The organism is Halomonas sp. Cn5-12, assembly GCF_021532545.1.
Taxonomy (GTDB): Bacteria; Pseudomonadota; Gammaproteobacteria; order Pseudomonadales; family Halomonadaceae; genus Vreelandella; species Vreelandella aquamarina.
Genome location: NZ_JAKGAY010000003.1, coordinates 98,307 through 116,359, shown reverse-complemented (window position 1 = coordinate 116,359; position 18,053 = coordinate 98,307). Strand labels below are relative to the sequence as shown.

Genomic DNA, 18,053 nt, shown 5'->3' with positions numbered 1-18,053 from the left:
TGTGCGGCTTGGATGCCCCAGGCACCGCACAGCACGCAGCTATCAATTTCGTGCACGTTGCTGAGCCACTGAGGGCTACGGTGCGGTTTGGTGGACAGGTAGCACTCATTGGGCAGCATTACGCAGCCTCCCTTGCCAGCTTCTCGAAATAGAACTCAACCCTGATATGCGTCTCTACGATCAAACCGTGTTTCTTGGCCATGCGATAAGTGGGTGCATTACGGTCAAGCGCGCCAACGTAGCCAGCCAGCACATCGCGCCACTGATCTAGCGTGTATGTCGCCTTAGAGAGGTTGCATGGCGCGCAAGCGGGCATGAAGTTGTCGAGCGCATCGTTTTCAATGCGATCAGCCCCGACCAACTGGGTTTTATAGCCCTGCCCAGGCTGGCGAATCAGCTTATGCCGACGGAACACAGCCTTAACGTGGTCAGCATGCCAACGCTTGCCGAGCTCTTCCCCGCAGTATGCGCAGCGCCCTTTGAACATGCCGAACAGCTCTGCGCGCTCGGCTTTAGTGAGTCGCCTCATGCCACCTCCCTGTAGTCGCGCTGGTTAAAGCCTTTCAGGTTTGGATCCGTTAAGCGGAAACCGAGACCGGTGAAGTGCTGCCAGCACCGGTCCAGGTATTCGGTCTTCTGCGCCTTGGTCATGCCCCTGGTCACCGGGTAGTCATGGGGCTCCATCATCAGCTCGATGCGCTGCTCATATCCCAGCGAGCCCAGCACGCGTTTGCAGGCATCGCGGTAGGCGTCAGAGTCGCGGCAGAGAATGGCAATGCCAAAGTGGTACTTGCAGTAGCCTCGGTACCACTCGGCATCGCAGTCGCCTTGCAGGGCCGCTTCCTTGCACCACAGTCGCTGGAGGCGGTTCTGGTCCAGGCTGCGCTTTGGCTCGTGCTTCTGAACCACAATTTCGACCTGCCCCCACTGCTGGATGGCTTGGGTCAGCACGCTAGGCAGGCGGCCGATGGCGGCCAGCGCCTCGGTCACGCTGCTGGCCCGAGAGACAAATGGCTTGTTGGCTGGCTTGGTCATGCGGCACCTCCGGCAAACATATCTACCTGTGCTGTTTCTCGCTCAAAGCGGCCCTTGGCTGAAGCGAAGCAATCACGATCTATCTCAGTACCAACGAAATCACAGCCGAAGTAGTGAGCAGCAATGGCGCTAGAAGCACTGCCAAGATGGGTGTCCAAGATTTTCTGACCTGGCTCTGCATAGTTGGCCAACAACCATTCATAGAGCTTCACTGGCTTTTGAGTGGGGTGAATGCGCTTTTCGTTAAGTCGCTTGTTGCCATGAGAGCCTTGGATCATTCCATTCCAGCGGTACCGGAAGATGCGTACAGCTTTATCGAATGAGCTACTGGCCAGCTCAGCATCAGCGAACGAGCTAGCACCATTTTCTTTATCCCACACGATCCAGCCGGGGCCACTGGCATCGAATCGGTTACAGAAGTGATTGGCTCCCCAGATGATCTGGTGCTTGGATACGCGTTTGAGCTCATTAAAGTACTCAGGCCCTGGGACTTCCCAATGCTTGAGTTCGCCATACTTTCCAGCAGGAACCAGAGTGGCGCTGTATTCACCGTTGCGATAAAAACCAGGCTTGTTGGGGCCATCAAAGTAAGGCGGGTCAACAACGGCAAGATCAAATGCATTGTCCGGTTGAGAGCGCATGTACTTCATGCAATCCATATTGAGTAGCTGGATCATGCCGCACCTCGCTGCGTCCGGTAGCTGCCCCAGTCCAGCTTGAGCGTGGTACCACCGCCCTCCTGCATCCGGTCGATGATGCGCCTACCCATGTACTCCTCGAGCTTGTCGGCTTCCAGATTGCTAATCAGGATCGTTGGCAGCATCTGCTTGTAGCGCTCATTGATGATCTTGAAGAGCATCAAGCGCTCCCACTCGGTGCCAAGCTGCGCGCCCACCTCGTCCAGAATCAGCAGGTCGAGCCCACCAACGAAGGCGCGAATCGCCTCCCTCTCACTGCCAGCCTTGTCCTTGCTGAAAGCCCGCTCCTTAATCAAGTCGATCAGCTCGTAAACGTCGATGCCCATCACCACGCGACCGCTGGCCAGCAGCGCGTTACCGATGGCATAGGCCAAGTGGCTCTTGCCGGTCCCCACGCTACCGGTAAAGACCAGCCCGCCGCCCTGCTCCAGGCGTTGGTCAAACTTGGTGACGTAGGCACGGCAAACGCTCACCACGTATGATTGCTCACGGCTGACCACCTCAAAGCCGTTGAGGGTTTTGTTCACGAAACGCTTGGGAATCAGCGAGTCTTCACGCAGCTTCTCAAGCCGCCGGCGGCTGCTGGCTTCGCTGGTCTGGTTAACCTCGGCCTGGCTAACGCCTTTGGCATCCTCAAGCGCGCAGTGGGGGCAACCAGCCCACCGACCGTTGGGCATCTTGGTATTGGCAAACGCGCCATGAACCCGACAGCGGTCAGCTTTGTTTTCAGCGGTACCGGCGAGCATGCTGGCTAACTGGCCGCGCACTTGTGGGGTGGTTGTCAGTGATTGAGCCATGGTTAATCCCTCGCCCACGCTGGAAGTTCAAGATCGTTGGTGCCGTAGGAGCCCACGGGCAACGGTTGGGCAAAGCCCATGCGGCCGTCTTGGCGCTGGAGCTGAGCACCACGACCACTCTGGCGATTGATCAGCCACTGAGCTTTGACGCCTTGCCAGCCCGCCAGAATGGCCTCGTCAATCGCTTGGTCTGGCGTCATGCCCGGGATGGCTTCGCTAGCTTTCACGGCCTCACCAAGTGCCAGCATGAGCGCACGCTGGGTAAGCGGTTTTTTAAGCGCGTTGCGGTGGTCGATGAACGCCTTGGCGGCTTCGGCAGAAACCCCGTTCGGCAGATCGGCAAGATCAAGCGCTGCCGGTTTTGCTTTGGAAGGCTTCTTCGGCGTGGCGGGTTTTGGATTTTTAGGAACGGGATCGCTATCCCCTTCGAACGTAGTGAGAAGGGGTTTGTCTTTCCTGTCTTTATAGGTCGGCTCATTCTGGGCTGGTTTAACCGGCTCATTTTGGGCCGACTCGGCTCTTTTTGTTGGAGCCTTCCGTTTTGAGCCGGTTGAGGGTTCCCAGCTAGAAACATCCTTGTTCAAAGTAATCGGTGAACGGCTGCCACCTTTGCGAAAAATTACGTTGCGACGAACTAGCTCACTTATCACTTTTGAAACACGGGATTCGTGCATCTTGGTTAGTTTGGCAACATCCTCTGCGAAAATGCGGTCACTCTTTTTATTCCATCCATACGTCAAGCGGACGACCGCTAGCACTACGCGACGTTCGCGATCCGTAACTGGCGCTCCAATAATTTCGTCAAATAGCTCGTTGGCTATTCGCGTATATCCATCCTCCACTTGTGGCCCCTTGCTCGGCGCTGCCGGTGCCTGGGCGTCATCACGACGCGCTCTAAATTGGTTTAAATCGGCGACCTGTGCCATAATTAACTCCGTTACCTGTGTTGTTGAAAGCCCGCCCGCTCCCCAGCGTTAGGCGGGCTTTTTGCGTTTATTCCGTATCTCAAGACGACCTGACAGGGCCGCGTATTGGCCCCAAAAGCGGGCCTAAGCCCGCTGGTACTAAACCGCTCGCAGCGTGCGCTCACGGCGCATGGCATAGAGCTGGTCTTTTAACGGTCCCGCGATAGCAATGGCGTGATCGAGCATCACGTCCTCCACCGCCACTCCGCGCTGCGCGGCCTCCTGTTCCACCACGGCTTGATGCGGTGGCGACAAGCGCCGATACGTTCGTGACAAAGCTGCACGGTTCACAGTCACTCCTCGGGCCTCGTCCGGCCCTTCTGCTAAGCGCGTAAGCGCTGCATCATCTGCTCAGTGATGCGGTTTTCGATGAGGTGCGCCATGAGCGCTTCTACCATTTCCTGCTGTGCTGTTTGCACGCTGTGGCCATTGGCCAGGCGGTCGAGCAGCACGTCTTGCCGGAGGTTGATCACCTCCATGCCCACCAGGGCACACTCCCGAATGGCGTGGGAGATAACGCCCCCGTGGCGCATTTCTGCTACCTGCTCCAGCGCGAGGTATTCCGAATCCTTGAAGCGAACGCGAGCGGGGTTGTCCAGGTGCTCGCCTTCCGGCTTCCGAGTGGCAGGAATACGGGGTTCACGGTTCAGCATTGAGACTTCCTTCTTCTGGTTTGCTGAGTTCGCGGCCTTCACAGGCAGGCGGTTGGGGTTAAGCGGCTTTGATGGCGATAAGGCGCGGGCAAAGCTCGACAGCCTTAACCTTTCCGCTTGTGAGCTTTTCGGCTACCAAGGCATGCACCTCAGAAACGCCATGCCGACCAGTGGCCCAGCCAGAAACAGTGCCTTGCTTAACGCCCAAGGCTTCCGCTGTTTTCTGCTGGTTACCAAAGTGCTTGATGAGTTTTTGGACTGGGGTTTCCATAGGTATGCCTAAAATAGAAAGGATTACCGATATACTAGATATAGGAACACCTTTTTGCAAGCATATAGGTTCGCCTATATCTTGCTGGGATATGACTATCGGTGATCGGGTGAAGCGTGCCCGCAAACACGCAGGGCTAAATCAGAGGGAATTGGCCAAGGCCATTGGCATTACACAGCCATCCCTTTCAGAGCTTGAGCGCGGCGAATCCCGCTCAAGCGCTTACCTCGTTCAGATCGCATCTGTTTGTGGGGTGGACGCCTCGTGGCTGGCAACCGGCTCAGGAGAAATGCTTGCTTCTGCTGCAAGGCGTGCGGGCGGCTCGGATGAAATTGAGCTCCACAATACCGAGATTGTCGAAGGCGGCTCCCCCGTCTCTCCTGATGAAGTCGAGCTTCCTTGCTTCCGTGAAGTCGAGTTCTCTGCTGGCGATGGTTGTACTCAGGTTGTCGAGAACCACGGTCATACGATGCGCTTCCCGCTGTCTAAGCTTGCCAAGCGCGGCGTATCGCCAGAAAACGCGGCGTGCGCGACAGCCAGTGGCAGTTCAATGGAGCCCACGATTGCTGACGGCTCCCCTATCGCTATCGACAAAGGCACGCGACACATCATTGACGGCAAGATTTACGCACTCGATCACGGCGGCATGCTTCGCATCAAACGTCTCTACAAGCTGCCGCTAGGACGTGTGCGCCTGGTCAGCGACAACAGTGACGAATACCCTGAGGAAACGCACAGCCTAATGGGCCCTGACGCACCAAAGATTATAGGTCGCGTGTTCTGGTGGGAGGTCTTTGACTAATGCTACGAGCTGTTATTACGATCGGCGCTTTCCTATCAGGCATTGCCATTGGAATCGCCTGGGCAAATGATCAAACTTTGGTATCGAAAGCAGAAGCTAAAAATAGCGTTGAACAATGCAGTATGTATTTTGCAGAAAATGCACCCACCAGCTTAGGTGTTGAAGTTGGCGTCGCGATGTGTAGACAGGCCAGTTACTAACTACCTTACCTTCTAAAACCCGCCAACCTGGGCGGGTATTTTTTTGCCTATCAAAAAATATAGGTATTCCTGTTGACTGACATGAAAGGTATGCCTATATTTATGAGCAGAACACAGCGCACCGTGTTCAGGCCCTCACAGGCCACGCTCTTTAACAACAGGATGAGCCTAGCCAGCCGTAGCGGGTAACGCCGCGAGAGTTCGCTAGGAGTACGCCAGTCTGAGGCTGTCGAAATATCAGACCATCTTCCCGACGCCGGGAAGATGATCGAAAAGCCCGTTCACTGAGCGGGCATCGGGATGGGCTCGGCGCCGTGTCGGGTTTCGGCTGCGGACAATACGGCCCACGGGCTGCGGTACGTTGAGTCCATCCCGATGCTTCACGAATTACACAGGAGAGCGTTATGGCTATCACGGTTACTCGATCCAATGCCCATCCAGGCTTTGAGCACTGCAGATTTAAAGCGCGCAATGGATACCTGCAAGGGTTTGGAAAGACAGAGCAAGCAGCTATTGATGCTTTGAATGAGCGCATCGGTCGCCTTGGCTGGAAAGGCGATCATGACTTCACGGTTAAACCAGACTAGCCGCTAATCAACAGGAGGTGGTATGGGCGTCAAGAAGCAGCCAGACATTCACGTCTGCGACCGCTGCGGTCATGAAACAACGGACAGTAGCGATAGGCGCGGCAGTGAAGAGGGTTCATTAACACTCAATTGGCGAGGTAGTAGAGGCGGCGCTGCATATAACGGCGATTGGGGCGGCGTTAATCATAAAGGTGATGGCTGGCTATGCATGAATTGCACTGATGCTTTCCTTGAATTTATGAAGGGCGCCACCCGTTCCGCTGGGTAACGCGGCCTACAGCGTCCCTCTCCGCTGAGAATAGAGAGGGTATCGGGGAGTGTTCTAGGCATACATTGGTGGCCATGACTGCCAGAGCAAGTAAGACGAGCACTCCACCGATGTTAACGCCATTGACATCGACTCCTTGCAATGGAATGCGCAGCCCTCTACGGAGGGCTTTTTTATGCCAGTTGTAAAGCAATTCTTTACACCTCAATGGAGCGCCTATGTATACCGACAAGAAAGGCCATGTTTACGAAAGCGACGCTGACCTAGACAGCGCGATCTTGTGGTTGGAGCAAGATGCGGCTTATTTGCGCGCTCAGGTAGAGAAGTACAACGACCGCGCGGTTAAGCAGGCGGTGGCCGATAACGCCAAACACAGCGCTGAGTATGCCGACCATCTACGCAGCCTGCGCCCAACCGTCAAGTAATCCTTGTCAGTTGGAATAGCGCTGCATCGACGTTATTCCCGCGCTGCTTGGCCCCCTTCCACTGGCACTGCGAGGGGGCGCAGATACAGCAGGCAGCGCGCCCAATTCTATGAGAGGTGTTTATGAGTACGACCGAACAAGAAAAGCCGGTTTATCCCGAAATGCACGTCAAGGGCGTCCGCTTTTCGCTCTATAAAAACGGCGAGGTCTGGGCGCGAACCAAAGACTTGCCAGCAGAGCTTATCTCAACTCTGCGAAATAAAGAGGATGGCTCCGCCTGGAAACCGTCTCATAAAAACTTCAACAGCCTGTGCAAGCAGTTTGTGCGCTACGGCGATGTTGACCACCTCATTAAGCAGCAAGAGAAGATATCGAAAGAGCGCGGCAGGAAGCGCAACGCTGGCGTGGAGCTTTTCGAGGCCCTAGATGAGCTAGTTGCAGTCAACGAGATATGCGATGAAACAGGGTATGTCGACGGCGAAGGATTTGTGGATATTGAGGCGGCGCTAGATAAAGCCCGGGCCGCACTGGCTAAAGCAAGAGGTGAGACATGACCACACGCTACCTGATCCGCGAGAAGCGCGGAGACATCATCACGCCACGCCCTGACCTGGGCGTTTTTTTTGGCCTGCGTTTGGCCCGCACCACGGCCAAGCGACTGGGCCGTCAAAACTGATCAAGAAGGTGGTCAAGCATGCCAACGAGAACACTTAGCCTCATCGCGCTGGCCGCCATCATCGGCAGCATGATCGTGGCCAGCAAGCTGGACGCATCCGATAAAGAGCGGATGCATCGTAAATACTGCCAAGAAGTGGCTGTTTGGGAAGCTGAAAAAGCACGCGGTATTGACCCGCTAGACCGTACCGGTCACCCGGACTACCGGGGTAACGCTGCAGAGGTGTGCCCAGGTATGCGGCCCGCTGCATTCAGCCCCTCTTACCCTTCCCCATTATTAGTTCAGTTCTGAGGTGCTTTATGAACCGCAACAAGCTAATTCAGCTACGCGCAGAATCCCTGAGCGAGTCCATCCATGACGGTGACGCCGCAGGCATTGCGCGTTTCGGCACATATTTAAATGAGGTTGGCGACTTGGCCAGCGCCGTCGAAGAGCTCAACGCCACCACTACCGTTGCGGATATGGTTGATGCCTATATCCAGTCACCCGCTGGCGAAACGGTGCTGTTCGCCTGGGCCAAAGACGTTGCAGAGGACGAGCAACTGGGCGAGGAAGAAGACCGCGCCGAAATGGAAGCCAACTGGAGAGCGGCATGAGCGAATGGCGACTCACAGGCAAAGCAGGCTGGGATGAAGAGACAGGCGTGGCGGTTTACTACGTCACCAAAGACAGCACCAGCTTGAACGTCAATGACCACGTTGAGCTAGGCAAGCTGCTGGCGGAAGCGCAGGACCAAGAGCCAAGCCGCGAAAACTAAAAAGCCCCTTTCGTGCTGGAACACGTCAGGGGCCACCGATCATCGTCGAGATTGATCACTTCGGAGTATAAACCATGACACACATCAGCGAGAAGCCACGCATACGCGTGCCTTCCGGACGCTATCGCGTGGTCGATAGCTCTGACCACTTGGAGTTATGGCGCCAAGTCGACAAGACACCAACCACTGCTGTTCGTGAAGCCAGCGTAGATGGCCAGCAGATCACCACGCTGGATGCGATGCACGTCATCGAGCAAGCCACCAAGCTATTTGGCCCCATGGGCATAGGTTGGGGCTACCGCATCGAAGATGAGCGCTACGACATTGGCGCCCCGATTTTAGGCACTAAGGGTGAGCTAATCGCTAACGAGCAGACCCACACCATCCGGCTAGCACTCTGGTACCGCTGGCACGGCGAACGCGGCGAGGTAACGCAGTTCGGCCACACCCGCGCCGTTTATCGCACTAGCGGCGGTAAGTGGAAGACCGACGGCGAAGCGCCGAAGAAGTCGATCACTGACGCTATCAAGAAATGCCTGTCACTACTGGGCTTCGCGGCTGACGTCTATTACGGCAAGTTCGACAACAAGGACTATACCCAGGCACAGCAAGCGGCTACCCGCATTGCGGTGGCCGAAGACCAGGACGCCGAAATAGAGAAGCTCCGGCAGGATTACACGGACTGGCTTAAACGTGAGTGCGAAACCCTTCGCCACCAAATTCCCCACCCCAAGAGCATCGAGCTGGCTGCCGACAGAATGATCGGCCGCATTCCGGACAAAGCATCCATGGCCCGCGTCGAACCCGACAAAGGCAGAGGCATGATCCTCAAGGCCCGCGATGAAGGTATCGCCCGGGTATACGCCGAGAAGGAAAAGGCCAAGCAACCACAAGAGGTAACGCAAAATGACTAACGCAGCCCCCAAAACCGACTACAAAGGCGAACTGGTCAAGCTGGATGCCGTTGAGCAGGCCCTGGCAGGGCTGCGTGAGCAGTACGGCACTGTGCCCGACATGCAAACCAAGGCAGGCTATGCATTGTGCAAGAAGGGCATCAAAGAGCTGACCACGTACCGGACTAGTACCGATAAGCTCCGGAAGGAAATCACGAAGCCGCACCGCGACTTTATCGACCGCGTGAATCAATACGGCAAGGACCTGATTGAAAAGCTCGAAGCCATCGAGAAGCCGCTGAAGGACGCCAAGCAGCACGAAGACGAGCGCGCCGAGCGAGAAAAGCAGCAGCGCATCGCTAAGTTGCGTGAGCGTATTCAGGTCGAAATTCTCAGCTACAAGGACACAGCGGTTGGGCTCGACTCAAACGCCTTGGCTGAGCTGCATGATGACGCCGTGAACATCAACACGGACGGTTTTTTTGACGTATCCAAAGAGGCCGAGGACGCCAAAGCGGAGGTGCTGCAGCACATCAGCGACATGCACGCCCACGCTCTTGAGAAAGAACGCCTAGCTACCGAGCAGGCCGAAGTGGAAGCCGAGCGCCGCCGCTTGCGTGAAGAAAATGAGAAGCGCGAAGCCGAGCAAAAGGAGCTGGAAGAACTGCGCCGCTTCAAGGCAGAACAGGAAGCGAAGCGTAACCCAGCACCTCAGCCACAGCCGAAACCAGAACCGGAACCAGCTCCCCTGCCCGCCGCTGCTGAGCGCAAGCCATTGGACACCAGCCGCCTGAGCGCTGCCGCCCAGCGGCATGAAGCGGAGGTCTTGCGGGGTGGCCAGGTGCAAGCACCGGAGCAAGTCACGATCAGCCGCGGCGAATACGACCAGTTGCTCGCGGATCAAGCCAAGCTGCGCGCCCTGGAAGCCATGGGCGTCGATAACTGGTCTGGCTATGAACAAGCCATGCAGCAGCTAGCCGCTTAAACCTTCCCTTAACCTCTGGGGCCTCAAGGCCCCTTTTCTTTGGAGCCCACTATGAACCCTGTTCTCTTCTTCGACACAGAAACCACCGGCCTGCCCGACTGGAAATCCCCCAGCGAAAGCAAACACCAGCCCCACCTAGTGCAGCTTGCCGCGATCCTGGCAGACACCGACACGCGTAAGGAAATCGCGACGCTGGATTTGATCATTGCTCCAGACGGCTGGGAGATTCCCGCCGAGGTATCTGCCATTCACGGCATAACGCAAGCACATGCCGCTGCGGTGGGCGTCGATGAGTCGCTTGCCCTGAACCTTTTTTTCCAGCTCTGGAACCGGTACCCACGCGTCGCCCATAACCGCACCTTCGACCAGCGAATTATCCGTATCGCCGCCAAGCGGTATATGGGAGAAGCCGAGGCCGAAGCCTGGGGCGATAAGGAAGAATTCGCCGACACTATGCTGCTGGCCAAGCCGATCATGCAGATGCTGCCGAAAGGTAAGTATGGCTACAAGTCGCCGAAGCTGTCCGAAGCCTACGAGTTCTTCACCGGTAAGCCGCTGGAGGATGCGCATAGCGCCATGGCCGACGCCCGCGCCTGCATGGAAGTCTACTGGCACCTGCTTGATCACGAAGCCAAGGCCGCATGAAGTCCATCACCAAAACCGTCACCACCACTTACACGCCTGAATGGATCAAAAAAGAGTTCCTGGTTTACGGGCCGGAATTCAGAAAGGCCCGCGAGCGGTCGCGCAAAAAGTACAGCCGCTGCTTCGCCTGCAATACGCCCTTTCAGGATGGTGACGTCATGGCGCTTGGTGGGTTCGGGAAGCACGGCAATAAAGCGCTATGCCAAACATGCGCCACCGATATAGCTGACGATGAAAATGAGGCATCTCAATGACTCTTACCAGCATCCCAACCACATTTCACATCCATATCCCCATCCGCGTTCTGCTGAGCTACGGCGACAAGCGTCTCGGGGATATCGTCACACATTCCGAAGGCGTTGACGGAGCTCGCAAAGAGCTTCGGCAAATGCTCGAAAACGGCAAGCAAGTCCTCGTCTGTGACAGCAGCTGCGATAACCGCAATCCCGACGGCTCGTGCGCAGGCCATCCCAGCGCCAAAGCGGTAGTCGCCTAATCCTTACCCATCCTGGGGCCAATGGCCCCACTACCCCCACCTCCATGAGGTAACTCGCAATGTCCCAACACCCAACCGATGTGACCAGGTTCCTCGAGGACCTGGATGGCGGCGTATTGGCCGAGCGCCTAGGCACTGTTTTGAGCCACGCAGCAGCAGCGGCGACGAACAACCCGAAGAAGAAAGCCAAGGTGTCGATCGACATGACGATCGAGAACATTGGCTCCGGCAGCAAGGTAGGCGTCAGCCATAAGCTGGCCTTCAAGATTCCGACTGAGCACGGCACGCAGTCGGAAGAACACACCACAGAAACGGTCATGTGCGTGAACACGGGCGGCGAAATGACACTAGAGCCCAAGAACCAGTTCGACATGATCGGCCACCCCCACCGCGATAAAGACTCGCACCAGGAGAAGCACTGATGTCATTGACTAAAGACGCCCTGCAGCACCTTGAAGCAAACCACAAAACCGGTACCGAAGCCGCCGAGGGTCACGCGCTGATCGTCGGCGAAGGCTTCAAGCTGGTTGACATGGAGAAGTACCAGGGTCACCGCCGCCGATTCCGTGGCCAGTTCAAAACCAAGGGCTTGCGGGACTTCATTTCTTACGTATCAGCTCGTCAAGCAGATGCCCCGGTATTCATCGACCGCGACGCCATGGCGGCATGCTCCTATCTGGATATCGGCGACAAGTCACTGCCTGGCCACTGCGACCACTCCGCCACGCTCAATCTGCCCAAGACACCGGAGTTCAGCGCCTACCTGAATGCTGACGGCAGCACTTTCGGGCAGGAAGACATGGTCGAGCTGGTAGAAGATTGGGGCCATCTGCTTACGTTTGAGAACAGCAAGGGTGAACCGCTGGAGCGCGGCAAAGTCATTCATGCGTTCCGCAAGGTCAGCCTGGATGACCTAACCAGCATCGAAAGCGATAAGCAGGAGCATTCTAGCCGCGTGGGCGTTATGAACAGCGTCACCGTCAAGAATGCTGACCGTCTGCCCACGGTGATTTACTGGAAGGTCACTCCATACGAGGGCCTGTCAGAGCGCACTCTAGCGATGCGAGTTTCCAGCAAGACCAAAGGCGGTCCATCGTTTGGGCTGCGCGCTATCGCGCTGGACGCCGCTAAAGAAGAGATCGCCGCCGAGTTCGCCAAGCTGGTGACGGACGGCTTGCCAGAGAGCGAATGCTTGCTGGGCACCTTCCAGCCCTAACATCAGCACACAACCACAGAGGGCCTTCGGGCCCTTTTCATTTGGAGGTCACATGGCCCGAGGCATTAACAAAGTCATCTTGATTGGCAACCTGGGCCAAGACCCAGAAGTACGTTTCACCACAGGCGGCACCGCTGTCGCCACTCTCAACATTGCCACCAGTGACAGCTGGCTCGACCGCAACAGCGGCCAGCGCCAGGAGCGCACCGAGTGGCATCGCGTCATCTTATTCAAGAAAACGGCAGAGACTGCGCAGCAGTACCTACGCAAAGGCTCGAAGGTTTACATCGAGGGCCGACTACAAACGCGGAAATGGCAAGACCAGAGCGGACAAGACCGCTACACCACTGAAATCGTCGCTAACGATATGCAAATGCTGGATAGCGGCGGACAACACCAGCAAACCCCACAGCAGGGCGGTTACCAGCAACCACCTCAGAATCAGCAACGCATTGCTCATCAGCAATCGCCAAATAACTTGCGATATGATGCCAAGCGACCCTATGGCGCACCTGATCAAACGCAATATGGCTATTTCGATGATGAAATCCCGTTCTGATAACTCTGAAATATTAATTCAAATAAAACTATATTTCACTCTTGTGACAAATTACTCGAAATTAAAATGCATAACTTTCAATTATACATCTTAAAATTACAGCAACCCTCTAACTACGCACAGTAACATCAATCAGAACAGATTGAGCTAAAATATTTTTCTTTTCATCAATATTTAACTCAGGCATTTCAACAGAAATCATCCCAAAGCCAGAAAGCTGATTAATATAATTACTCAATAAATCATAATGCAAAAAAGGTTTTAAACTTGTAGTAAATAAGGGAAATGAAACATCAAAGCCCTTAAACTTTACCCAGCGAACAGCATTATTAGGCCTGGGAATAAAGCTCAACTCAATAGAAGCATTTATTAACAAAACAAAAAAATCAATGTAAACAACCTCCAGCTTATTGTAATCACCCTTAAACTCATTAATCAAACTCACTTTATCAACAAGCTTAGTTGCAATTTCATTAAGTTTCGAAACCGCCCCCTTATCTTTGCCATGGGAGCACGTGATTACATTAGAGGGCGAGTTCAATGGAAACAGAATTTTATATAAATCGAAAGGATTAAACTCCCTCAAACCAAAGTCATTACTCTTATTGACCAACTTATCAAACTCCTCTAAATGCTTATAGAAATTGGAAAATGAATTCTGCAGATAGCTCATTTCAATCTGTTTTTTTGTCTGCTCTGATCTATGACTGGTAGCTATCAAGGCCACTAACGGAAACAATAGAGATAAAACCCCCAAAGGAACCTTGTAAATTTTCACTAATCCATCAAGCCCTTCGTACCCTGGCACGAAAACCAAACTAGAACTTTTATATATATATATAGCGATTGCTACTGCTACAACAATGACAAACAAAACTGGCAACCAAAATCTTTTAAGCTGCAACAACGATTTTTCTTTCACGGCAACTCCAAAATGTCTTTAGAAAACCCAAAAATTTCACGAGAGACCATATTATATGTATTTTGATAAAGTTATAAAGCATCTCCACTTATTTTGCGGCCTTGGTGGCGGTGCACTTGGCTTCAATCGAGGCCATGCCCGCATTGGCAACACGGAAGCCAAATTCCAATGCCTGGGCGGCATTGATGTAGACCCAGGTGCTATCGCTGACTTTCAGCGGCTCACCGGCACCCCTGGAACCGTGCTAGATATGTTCAGCCGTGACCAGTACGCCGCCTTTCATGGGCATGAGCCACCCAGCGAATGGAAGGAAGCCACACCTGCCGACATACAGGCAGCCGCTGGCAACCAGCGCCCCAACATCATCTTTCTAAGCGCGCCATGTAAAGGGTTCAGCGGCCTGCTCTCTCAAACTCGCAGCACCACGCCGAAGTATCAGGCGCTGAACCAGCTCACGGTTCGCGGCATGTGGCTTGCCTTAGAGGCATGGGCCGACGATCCGCCCGAGCTGATCATTTTTGAGAACGTGCCACGTATCGCCAGCCGTGGCCGAGAGCTGCTAAGCAAAATCACCAGCATGCTGCAGCGCTATGGCTATCACGTTGCTGAAACCACGCACGACTGCGGCGAAATCGGGCATCTAGCGCAGTCACGCAAGCGCTTCCTGCTGGTGGCACGCCATGCCGAGAAAGTGCCGCCCTTCCTTTATGAGCCCATCAAGCGACCGCTTCGCGCCGTGGGCGATGTACTTGGGCAAATGCCGATGCCAGGTGATGCGCTGGCCGGACCTATGCACCGTGTGCCTCGCTTGCAGTGGAAAACATGGGTGCGCCTAGCGTTTGTGGAAGCCGGTAGCGATTGGCGGTCACTGAATAAGCTGGCGGTCGAGGATGGCTACCTGAGTGACTACCTTATCGTGCCCGAATATCGCTCTGGCTACATGGGCGTGAATCACTGGCATGAACCAATGGGTACAGTTGCAGGACGCAGCACACCCACCAACGGGGCCTTCAGCATCGCTGATCCTCGCTTCAATCAGTCCGCCAAGTGGAAGGATGGACAAGCCTACGGCGTACGTCGGTGGGATGGCCCAACCGGTGCCATTACGGGCCAGCAGTCGCCCGGGCAAGGGGCGTTTGCGGTCGCAGACCCACGCCGCAAAGGGCCGACTTATGGCAAGTACGCTATCACGCCTTGGGATAAATCAACCGGCACCGTCATATCAGGTAGCACCACTGGCCAGGGAGCTTTTGGCGTTGCCGATCCACGCCCGGGGCTGAGCCGGTCGAAAGGCGACCATTATTTAACCGCTGGCCACTATGGCGTTGTGCCATGGCAATCATCGTGTGGTGCCGTTTCAGCATCCGCTGGCCATGACAATGGCAATTGGTCGGTTGCTGACCCTCGCTTGCCTGAGCCCAACGACAAGCTGGTAGCCGTGATTCGCGCACTAGACGGCACCTGGCACCGCCCCTTTACCACTTTTGAACTGGCCGCCCTTCAGGGGCTAGTGGATCCCTACGAACACCTCGAGCTTGAGGGCTTGAGCGATAGCGCTTGGCGTGAGCGTATCGGTAACGCGGTGCCTGCACCTGCGGCTGAAGCTATCGCCAGCGTAATGGGTACCACCCTGCTGCTGGCTTGGTCTGGCGAAACCTTCGCGCTAGGTAACACGCCTATCTGGGTGCGGAATGTCGCTGCCAGCCTATCGCTTCAGCAACCGAGTCACACTATCAACTAAAACGTAAACACTTAGAGAGGTGAAGCATGAAACTGAATATCACAACTCACATCATCGGTGATGACGAAAACGATAAACGCCCAATAGTTGCGGGAGGGAAAGTAGAAATGGCCAGCGCCCTGGGCGACCTAAAAGCAGAAGTCACCGAGGGTAAGCATAAGGGCCGCATCATAGAAGCTTTTGCGTGGCTCGCTTGCGGTAAAGAAAGCGCGACCATCAATATTACCGAGGCCTCAACAGGCCACTGCCTTGAGCGGGTCCATGCTATTGCGGTCATCAACGGCAAACCATGTAGCGCAACAAAGCTACCGGACGAAGCCTTGTGGAACATGACGCCCAACTTTATGGAAGCGGCCAAGAAAGCAGGTTTCTACCGCTTCGAGAAGGCAACCGATATAGAAGCCGATGTACTTTTCGAACGCATCGACGGCTTGCCGAAAATCAAAGCAACTGGCTCGCTGGTGGCATAGAAGAAACATGAGCTATTACCCCAAACCCACCATGTGCATGTCCTGCCGCCACGCTATAGCCGATTGTGGCCACCTGCCCTTTTCATCTATGCCTGTTCTAAGTACGAGCAAACGCCGCATTATAGTCAGCTGCACGGAGTACCAAGATGCTCGACCAGCTCCCGAACGCCAAGCGAATCGCCGAGATAGTCCGCAAACGGCGGCTTATTCCTGATACGCCACGCTGGCGATTATCGACCAGATTGTTCAAAGACTACCGCCGCCAATGAGCGGTTTTTATTGTGAGGTGTTTATGAGCGAACTAAAGCCTTGTCCATTCTGTGGAGGCAAAGCCGAGCTAGTTACCGGTGCTCCAGAATATTGGGTGAGATGCCTGACATGCGGTGCAGGTACCGATACTACCGCGAGCAGTAAACGGGCTACCGATAATTGGAATCGCCGTAAATCGCCTGATGGCTACCAGCTTGTGCCCATCGAAATGACCGATGACATGCTTGCGGCTGGATATCTTGGCGGCGTTAAAACAGTTGCTAAGAACTATGGACATTACTGCAAGAGTGAGAAGGACGCATGGCGGCGAATGCTCCGCGCGGCACCCAAAGCGCCATGTTAATTTTTCCCACCGATCAATAGGCCGCCAATTGAGCGGTTTTTTTGTGCCTGGAGAACGCCATGGGCGAAATGCTAATGAGCCGCGATGAAGCGGCCAAAGAATTGTCGTGCCACCCCGCCACTATTTCCAAATGGGTCAAGTCAGGCACCCTGCCCGGCATGAAGATCGGCGGCAAAACCTACGTCAACAAGCAAGCACTCAAAGCGATGATTGCCGGAGATGCACCGGTCAGCCACACTACCGATGCACCCGGCGCGATAACGGGAGGTAAGCCATGCCGTATAAGCGCCCAGACTCGCCGTTCTGGTGGGTCTACCTATCCCCGCCGGGAGGCGGCGAGCCAATTAGACGCTCTACTCGGACGACCGACAAGCAAGCGGCTGAAGCGCTAGAGGGGAAATGGAAGGCGCAGCTCTATCGCCAATCCTATTGGGACGAAGCCCCCGAGCGCAGCTTTGCCGAAGTGGCCACCGAATACCTGATCGCCAGTCAGGACAAGCGCTCATTGGCCGATATCAAGATGCGTACCGGCAAGCTCTACGACTTCTTTGGTGCCGACAAGGTCATGGGCAAGCTGGAAGGCGCCGACGTTCGCGCCTTTATTGCCTTTCGGCAGCGTGAAGGCGTCGGGCCTGCCACGATCAACCGAGAGCTGGCGATACTCGCCGCCATGATTACCCACGCGGTCACGCATCTTGAATGGTCGCTACCCAACCCTGTGAAGGGCCGGATGCTGAAAGAGCCGCCCGGGCGCGTGCGCTGGATCACACGGAAGGAGGCGGACACGCTGATCGAGAAAGCCAAGACCACCCGTGAGGGCGAGCGCTTGGCCGACTTCATCGAGCTTGCCCTGCATACAGGGGCGCGCAAGGGGGAATTGCTCAAGCTGGAGTGGCGGCGGGTGAACTGGGAGCACGCGCTGATAACGCTCGAGCCCGAGGACAGTAAAGCAGGCAAGCGCCGCACGATCCCGCTCAACGAGTCGGCCGTGGCCGCTCTCAGGAGACGGTACCGTTACGCGCAAACCTACTGCCCTTCCTGCCCCTGGGTATTTTGCAAGCGTGACGGCAGTCGTTACGTGTACCCGAACCCGGTGTTCAAAAAGGCGTGTGCGCTGGCAGGCATCAAAGACTTCACCATCCACGACTTGCGGCATACCTGCGCAAGCTGGCTGGTGTCGGAGGGCGTGCCGCTGGCCGATGTAAAGGAAGTGTTGGGGCACTCGACGATCAACATGACGGAGCGCTACGCACACCTGGCGCCACACCGAGCGAGGGACGCCGTGGCCAAGCTTCAATCACGTTCTCATCACGTTAAAGAACCGGTGGAGAATATCGAGGCGCTGCTGGGGAGGAAAAAGAAAGCCTAGAAACGAAAAA

31 protein-coding genes are annotated in these 18,053 nt (G+C 55.4%); 22 read left to right on the top strand and 9 right to left on the bottom strand.

Going from position 1 to position 18,053, the window contains the following annotated elements; genetic code table 11:
• Positions 1-118 precede the first annotated feature (118 nt).
• From L1249_RS03270 to L1249_RS03235, 8 genes are all read right to left on the bottom strand, one after another.
• Positions 119-529 carry an HNH endonuclease gene (locus L1249_RS03270; RefSeq protein ID WP_235253295.1) on the bottom strand — a complete coding sequence of 137 codons (411 nt, stop codon included), beginning with the start codon at positions 527-529 and terminating at the stop codon, positions 119-121.
• Positions 526-1,035: a hypothetical protein gene (locus L1249_RS03265; protein WP_235253292.1), complete on the bottom strand. Its 510-nt coding sequence runs from the start codon at positions 1,033-1,035 to the stop codon at positions 526-528. The genes L1249_RS03270 and L1249_RS03265 overlap by 4 nt, the downstream gene beginning before the upstream one ends.
• The gene (locus L1249_RS03260; protein ID WP_235253290.1) at positions 1,032-1,712 is read right to left on the bottom strand and encodes a DNA methyltransferase; all 681 of its coding nucleotides are present in this window, start codon (positions 1,710-1,712) and stop codon (positions 1,032-1,034) included. The genes L1249_RS03265 and L1249_RS03260 overlap by 4 nt, the downstream gene beginning before the upstream one ends.
• Positions 1,709-2,530, bottom strand: a complete 822-nt coding sequence (locus L1249_RS03255) for an ATP-binding protein (RefSeq protein WP_235253288.1) — start codon at positions 2,528-2,530, stop codon at positions 1,709-1,711. The genes L1249_RS03260 and L1249_RS03255 overlap by 4 nt, the downstream gene beginning before the upstream one ends.
• Positions 2,531-2,532: 2 nt before the next feature.
• Positions 2,533-3,456, bottom strand: a complete 924-nt coding sequence (locus tag L1249_RS03250; protein WP_235253286.1) for a replication protein — start codon at positions 3,454-3,456, stop codon at positions 2,533-2,535.
• 138 nt (positions 3,457-3,594) lie between these two features.
• A complete protein-coding gene (locus tag L1249_RS03245; RefSeq protein ID WP_144984972.1) occupies positions 3,595-3,786 on the bottom strand; it encodes a hypothetical protein in 192 nt (63 codons plus the stop codon).
• Between the two features lie 32 nt (positions 3,787-3,818).
• On the bottom strand, positions 3,819-4,148 hold the full coding sequence (locus tag L1249_RS03240; protein ID WP_235253284.1) for a hypothetical protein: 330 nt from the start codon (positions 4,146-4,148) through the stop codon (positions 3,819-3,821).
• A gap of 58 nt (positions 4,149-4,206) precedes the next feature.
• Positions 4,207-4,419 (bottom strand): transcriptional regulator, encoded by a 213-nt coding sequence (locus L1249_RS03235; protein WP_144984966.1) that lies wholly within the window; start codon positions 4,417-4,419, stop codon positions 4,207-4,209.
• A 109-nt stretch (positions 4,420-4,528) separates the two neighbouring features.
• On the opposite strand from L1249_RS03235, the gene L1249_RS03230 reads away from it, so the two are divergent.
• The 17 genes from L1249_RS03230 (at position 4,529) to ssb (ending at position 12,928) form a co-directional block, all read left to right on the top strand.
• On the top strand, positions 4,529-5,221 hold the full coding sequence (locus tag L1249_RS03230) for an XRE family transcriptional regulator (RefSeq protein WP_235253282.1): 693 nt from the start codon (positions 4,529-4,531) through the stop codon (positions 5,219-5,221).
• Positions 5,221-5,421, top strand: coding sequence for a hypothetical protein (locus tag L1249_RS03225; protein ID WP_235253281.1), 201 nt, complete (start codon positions 5,221-5,223; stop codon positions 5,419-5,421). Before L1249_RS03230 ends, L1249_RS03225 begins: the two co-directional genes overlap by 1 nt.
• Before the next feature lie 404 nt (positions 5,422-5,825).
• Positions 5,826-6,008, top strand: a complete 183-nt coding sequence (locus L1249_RS03220; RefSeq protein WP_235253275.1) for a hypothetical protein — start codon at positions 5,826-5,828, stop codon at positions 6,006-6,008.
• 486 nt (positions 6,009-6,494) lie between these two features.
• On the top strand, positions 6,495-6,701 hold the full coding sequence (locus tag L1249_RS03215) for a hypothetical protein (RefSeq protein ID WP_235253263.1): 207 nt from the start codon (positions 6,495-6,497) through the stop codon (positions 6,699-6,701).
• Between the two features lie 122 nt (positions 6,702-6,823).
• A complete protein-coding gene (locus L1249_RS03210) occupies positions 6,824-7,255 on the top strand; it encodes a hypothetical protein (RefSeq protein ID WP_235253256.1) in 432 nt (143 codons plus the stop codon).
• Positions 7,252-7,377, top strand: coding sequence for a hypothetical protein (locus L1249_RS17415; RefSeq protein WP_268825150.1), 126 nt, complete (start codon positions 7,252-7,254; stop codon positions 7,375-7,377). Before L1249_RS03210 ends, L1249_RS17415 begins: the two co-directional genes overlap by 4 nt.
• An 18-nt stretch (positions 7,378-7,395) precedes the next feature.
• Positions 7,396-7,668: a hypothetical protein gene (locus tag L1249_RS03205; protein ID WP_235253248.1), complete on the top strand. Its 273-nt coding sequence runs from the start codon at positions 7,396-7,398 to the stop codon at positions 7,666-7,668.
• 8 nt (positions 7,669-7,676) lie between these two features.
• Positions 7,677-7,973, top strand: a complete 297-nt coding sequence (locus L1249_RS03200) for a hypothetical protein (protein WP_235253234.1) — start codon at positions 7,677-7,679, stop codon at positions 7,971-7,973.
• A complete protein-coding gene (locus L1249_RS03195; RefSeq protein WP_235253221.1) occupies positions 7,970-8,134 on the top strand; it encodes a hypothetical protein in 165 nt (54 codons plus the stop codon). The genes L1249_RS03200 and L1249_RS03195 overlap by 4 nt, the downstream gene beginning before the upstream one ends.
• Before the next feature lie 74 nt (positions 8,135-8,208).
• Entirely contained in the window at positions 8,209-9,048 is an 840-nt protein-coding gene (locus L1249_RS03190) for a hypothetical protein (protein ID WP_235253213.1), read from the top strand.
• Positions 9,041-10,012 (top strand): hypothetical protein, encoded by a 972-nt coding sequence (locus L1249_RS03185; RefSeq protein ID WP_235253204.1) that lies wholly within the window; start codon positions 9,041-9,043, stop codon positions 10,010-10,012. The genes L1249_RS03190 and L1249_RS03185 overlap by 8 nt, the downstream gene beginning before the upstream one ends.
• A 51-nt stretch (positions 10,013-10,063) precedes the next feature.
• Positions 10,064-10,657: a 3'-5' exonuclease gene (locus L1249_RS03180; RefSeq protein WP_235253183.1), complete on the top strand. Its 594-nt coding sequence runs from the start codon at positions 10,064-10,066 to the stop codon at positions 10,655-10,657.
• The gene (locus L1249_RS03175) at positions 10,654-10,911 is read left to right on the top strand and encodes a hypothetical protein (RefSeq protein ID WP_235253174.1); all 258 of its coding nucleotides are present in this window, start codon (positions 10,654-10,656) and stop codon (positions 10,909-10,911) included. Before L1249_RS03180 ends, L1249_RS03175 begins: the two co-directional genes overlap by 4 nt.
• Complete coding sequence (locus L1249_RS03170) at positions 10,908-11,153, top strand: hypothetical protein (protein ID WP_235253166.1); 246 nt, start codon at positions 10,908-10,910, stop codon at positions 11,151-11,153. Before L1249_RS03175 ends, L1249_RS03170 begins: the two co-directional genes overlap by 4 nt.
• Before the next feature lie 59 nt (positions 11,154-11,212).
• Positions 11,213-11,575 (top strand): hypothetical protein, encoded by a 363-nt coding sequence (locus L1249_RS03165; protein ID WP_235253137.1) that lies wholly within the window; start codon positions 11,213-11,215, stop codon positions 11,573-11,575.
• Positions 11,575-12,369, top strand: a complete 795-nt coding sequence (locus L1249_RS03160) for a DUF2303 family protein (RefSeq protein WP_235253124.1) — start codon at positions 11,575-11,577, stop codon at positions 12,367-12,369. Before L1249_RS03165 ends, L1249_RS03160 begins: the two co-directional genes overlap by 1 nt.
• Positions 12,370-12,421: 52 nt before the next feature.
• Positions 12,422-12,928 (top strand): single-stranded DNA-binding protein, encoded by a 507-nt coding sequence (gene ssb, locus L1249_RS03155; protein WP_235253110.1) that lies wholly within the window; start codon positions 12,422-12,424, stop codon positions 12,926-12,928.
• 109 nt (positions 12,929-13,037) lie between these two features.
• Here ssb and L1249_RS03150 read toward each other — a convergent pair whose 3' ends face one another.
• Entirely contained in the window at positions 13,038-13,850 is an 813-nt protein-coding gene (locus tag L1249_RS03150) for a hypothetical protein (RefSeq protein ID WP_235253101.1), read from the bottom strand.
• 55 nt (positions 13,851-13,905) lie between these two features.
• On the opposite strand from L1249_RS03150, the gene L1249_RS03145 reads away from it, so the two are divergent.
• The 5 genes from L1249_RS03145 (at position 13,906) to L1249_RS03130 (ending at position 18,043) form a co-directional block, all read left to right on the top strand.
• The gene (locus L1249_RS03145) at positions 13,906-15,591 is read left to right on the top strand and encodes a DNA cytosine methyltransferase (protein ID WP_235253099.1); all 1,686 of its coding nucleotides are present in this window, start codon (positions 13,906-13,908) and stop codon (positions 15,589-15,591) included.
• Between the two features lie 26 nt (positions 15,592-15,617).
• Entirely contained in the window at positions 15,618-16,061 is a 444-nt protein-coding gene (locus L1249_RS03140; RefSeq protein ID WP_235253091.1) for a hypothetical protein, read from the top strand.
• A gap of 265 nt (positions 16,062-16,326) precedes the next feature.
• Complete coding sequence (locus L1249_RS17650; protein ID WP_442908417.1) at positions 16,327-16,674, top strand: Lar family restriction alleviation protein; 348 nt, start codon at positions 16,327-16,329, stop codon at positions 16,672-16,674.
• A 59-nt stretch (positions 16,675-16,733) separates the two neighbouring features.
• A complete protein-coding gene (locus L1249_RS03135) occupies positions 16,734-17,066 on the top strand; it encodes a helix-turn-helix domain-containing protein (RefSeq protein WP_144984849.1) in 333 nt (110 codons plus the stop codon).
• The gene (locus tag L1249_RS03130; protein ID WP_235253084.1) at positions 16,949-18,043 is read left to right on the top strand and encodes a tyrosine-type recombinase/integrase; all 1,095 of its coding nucleotides are present in this window, start codon (positions 16,949-16,951) and stop codon (positions 18,041-18,043) included. The genes L1249_RS03135 and L1249_RS03130 overlap by 118 nt, the downstream gene beginning before the upstream one ends.
• The last annotated feature ends 10 nt before the right edge of the window (positions 18,044-18,053 follow it).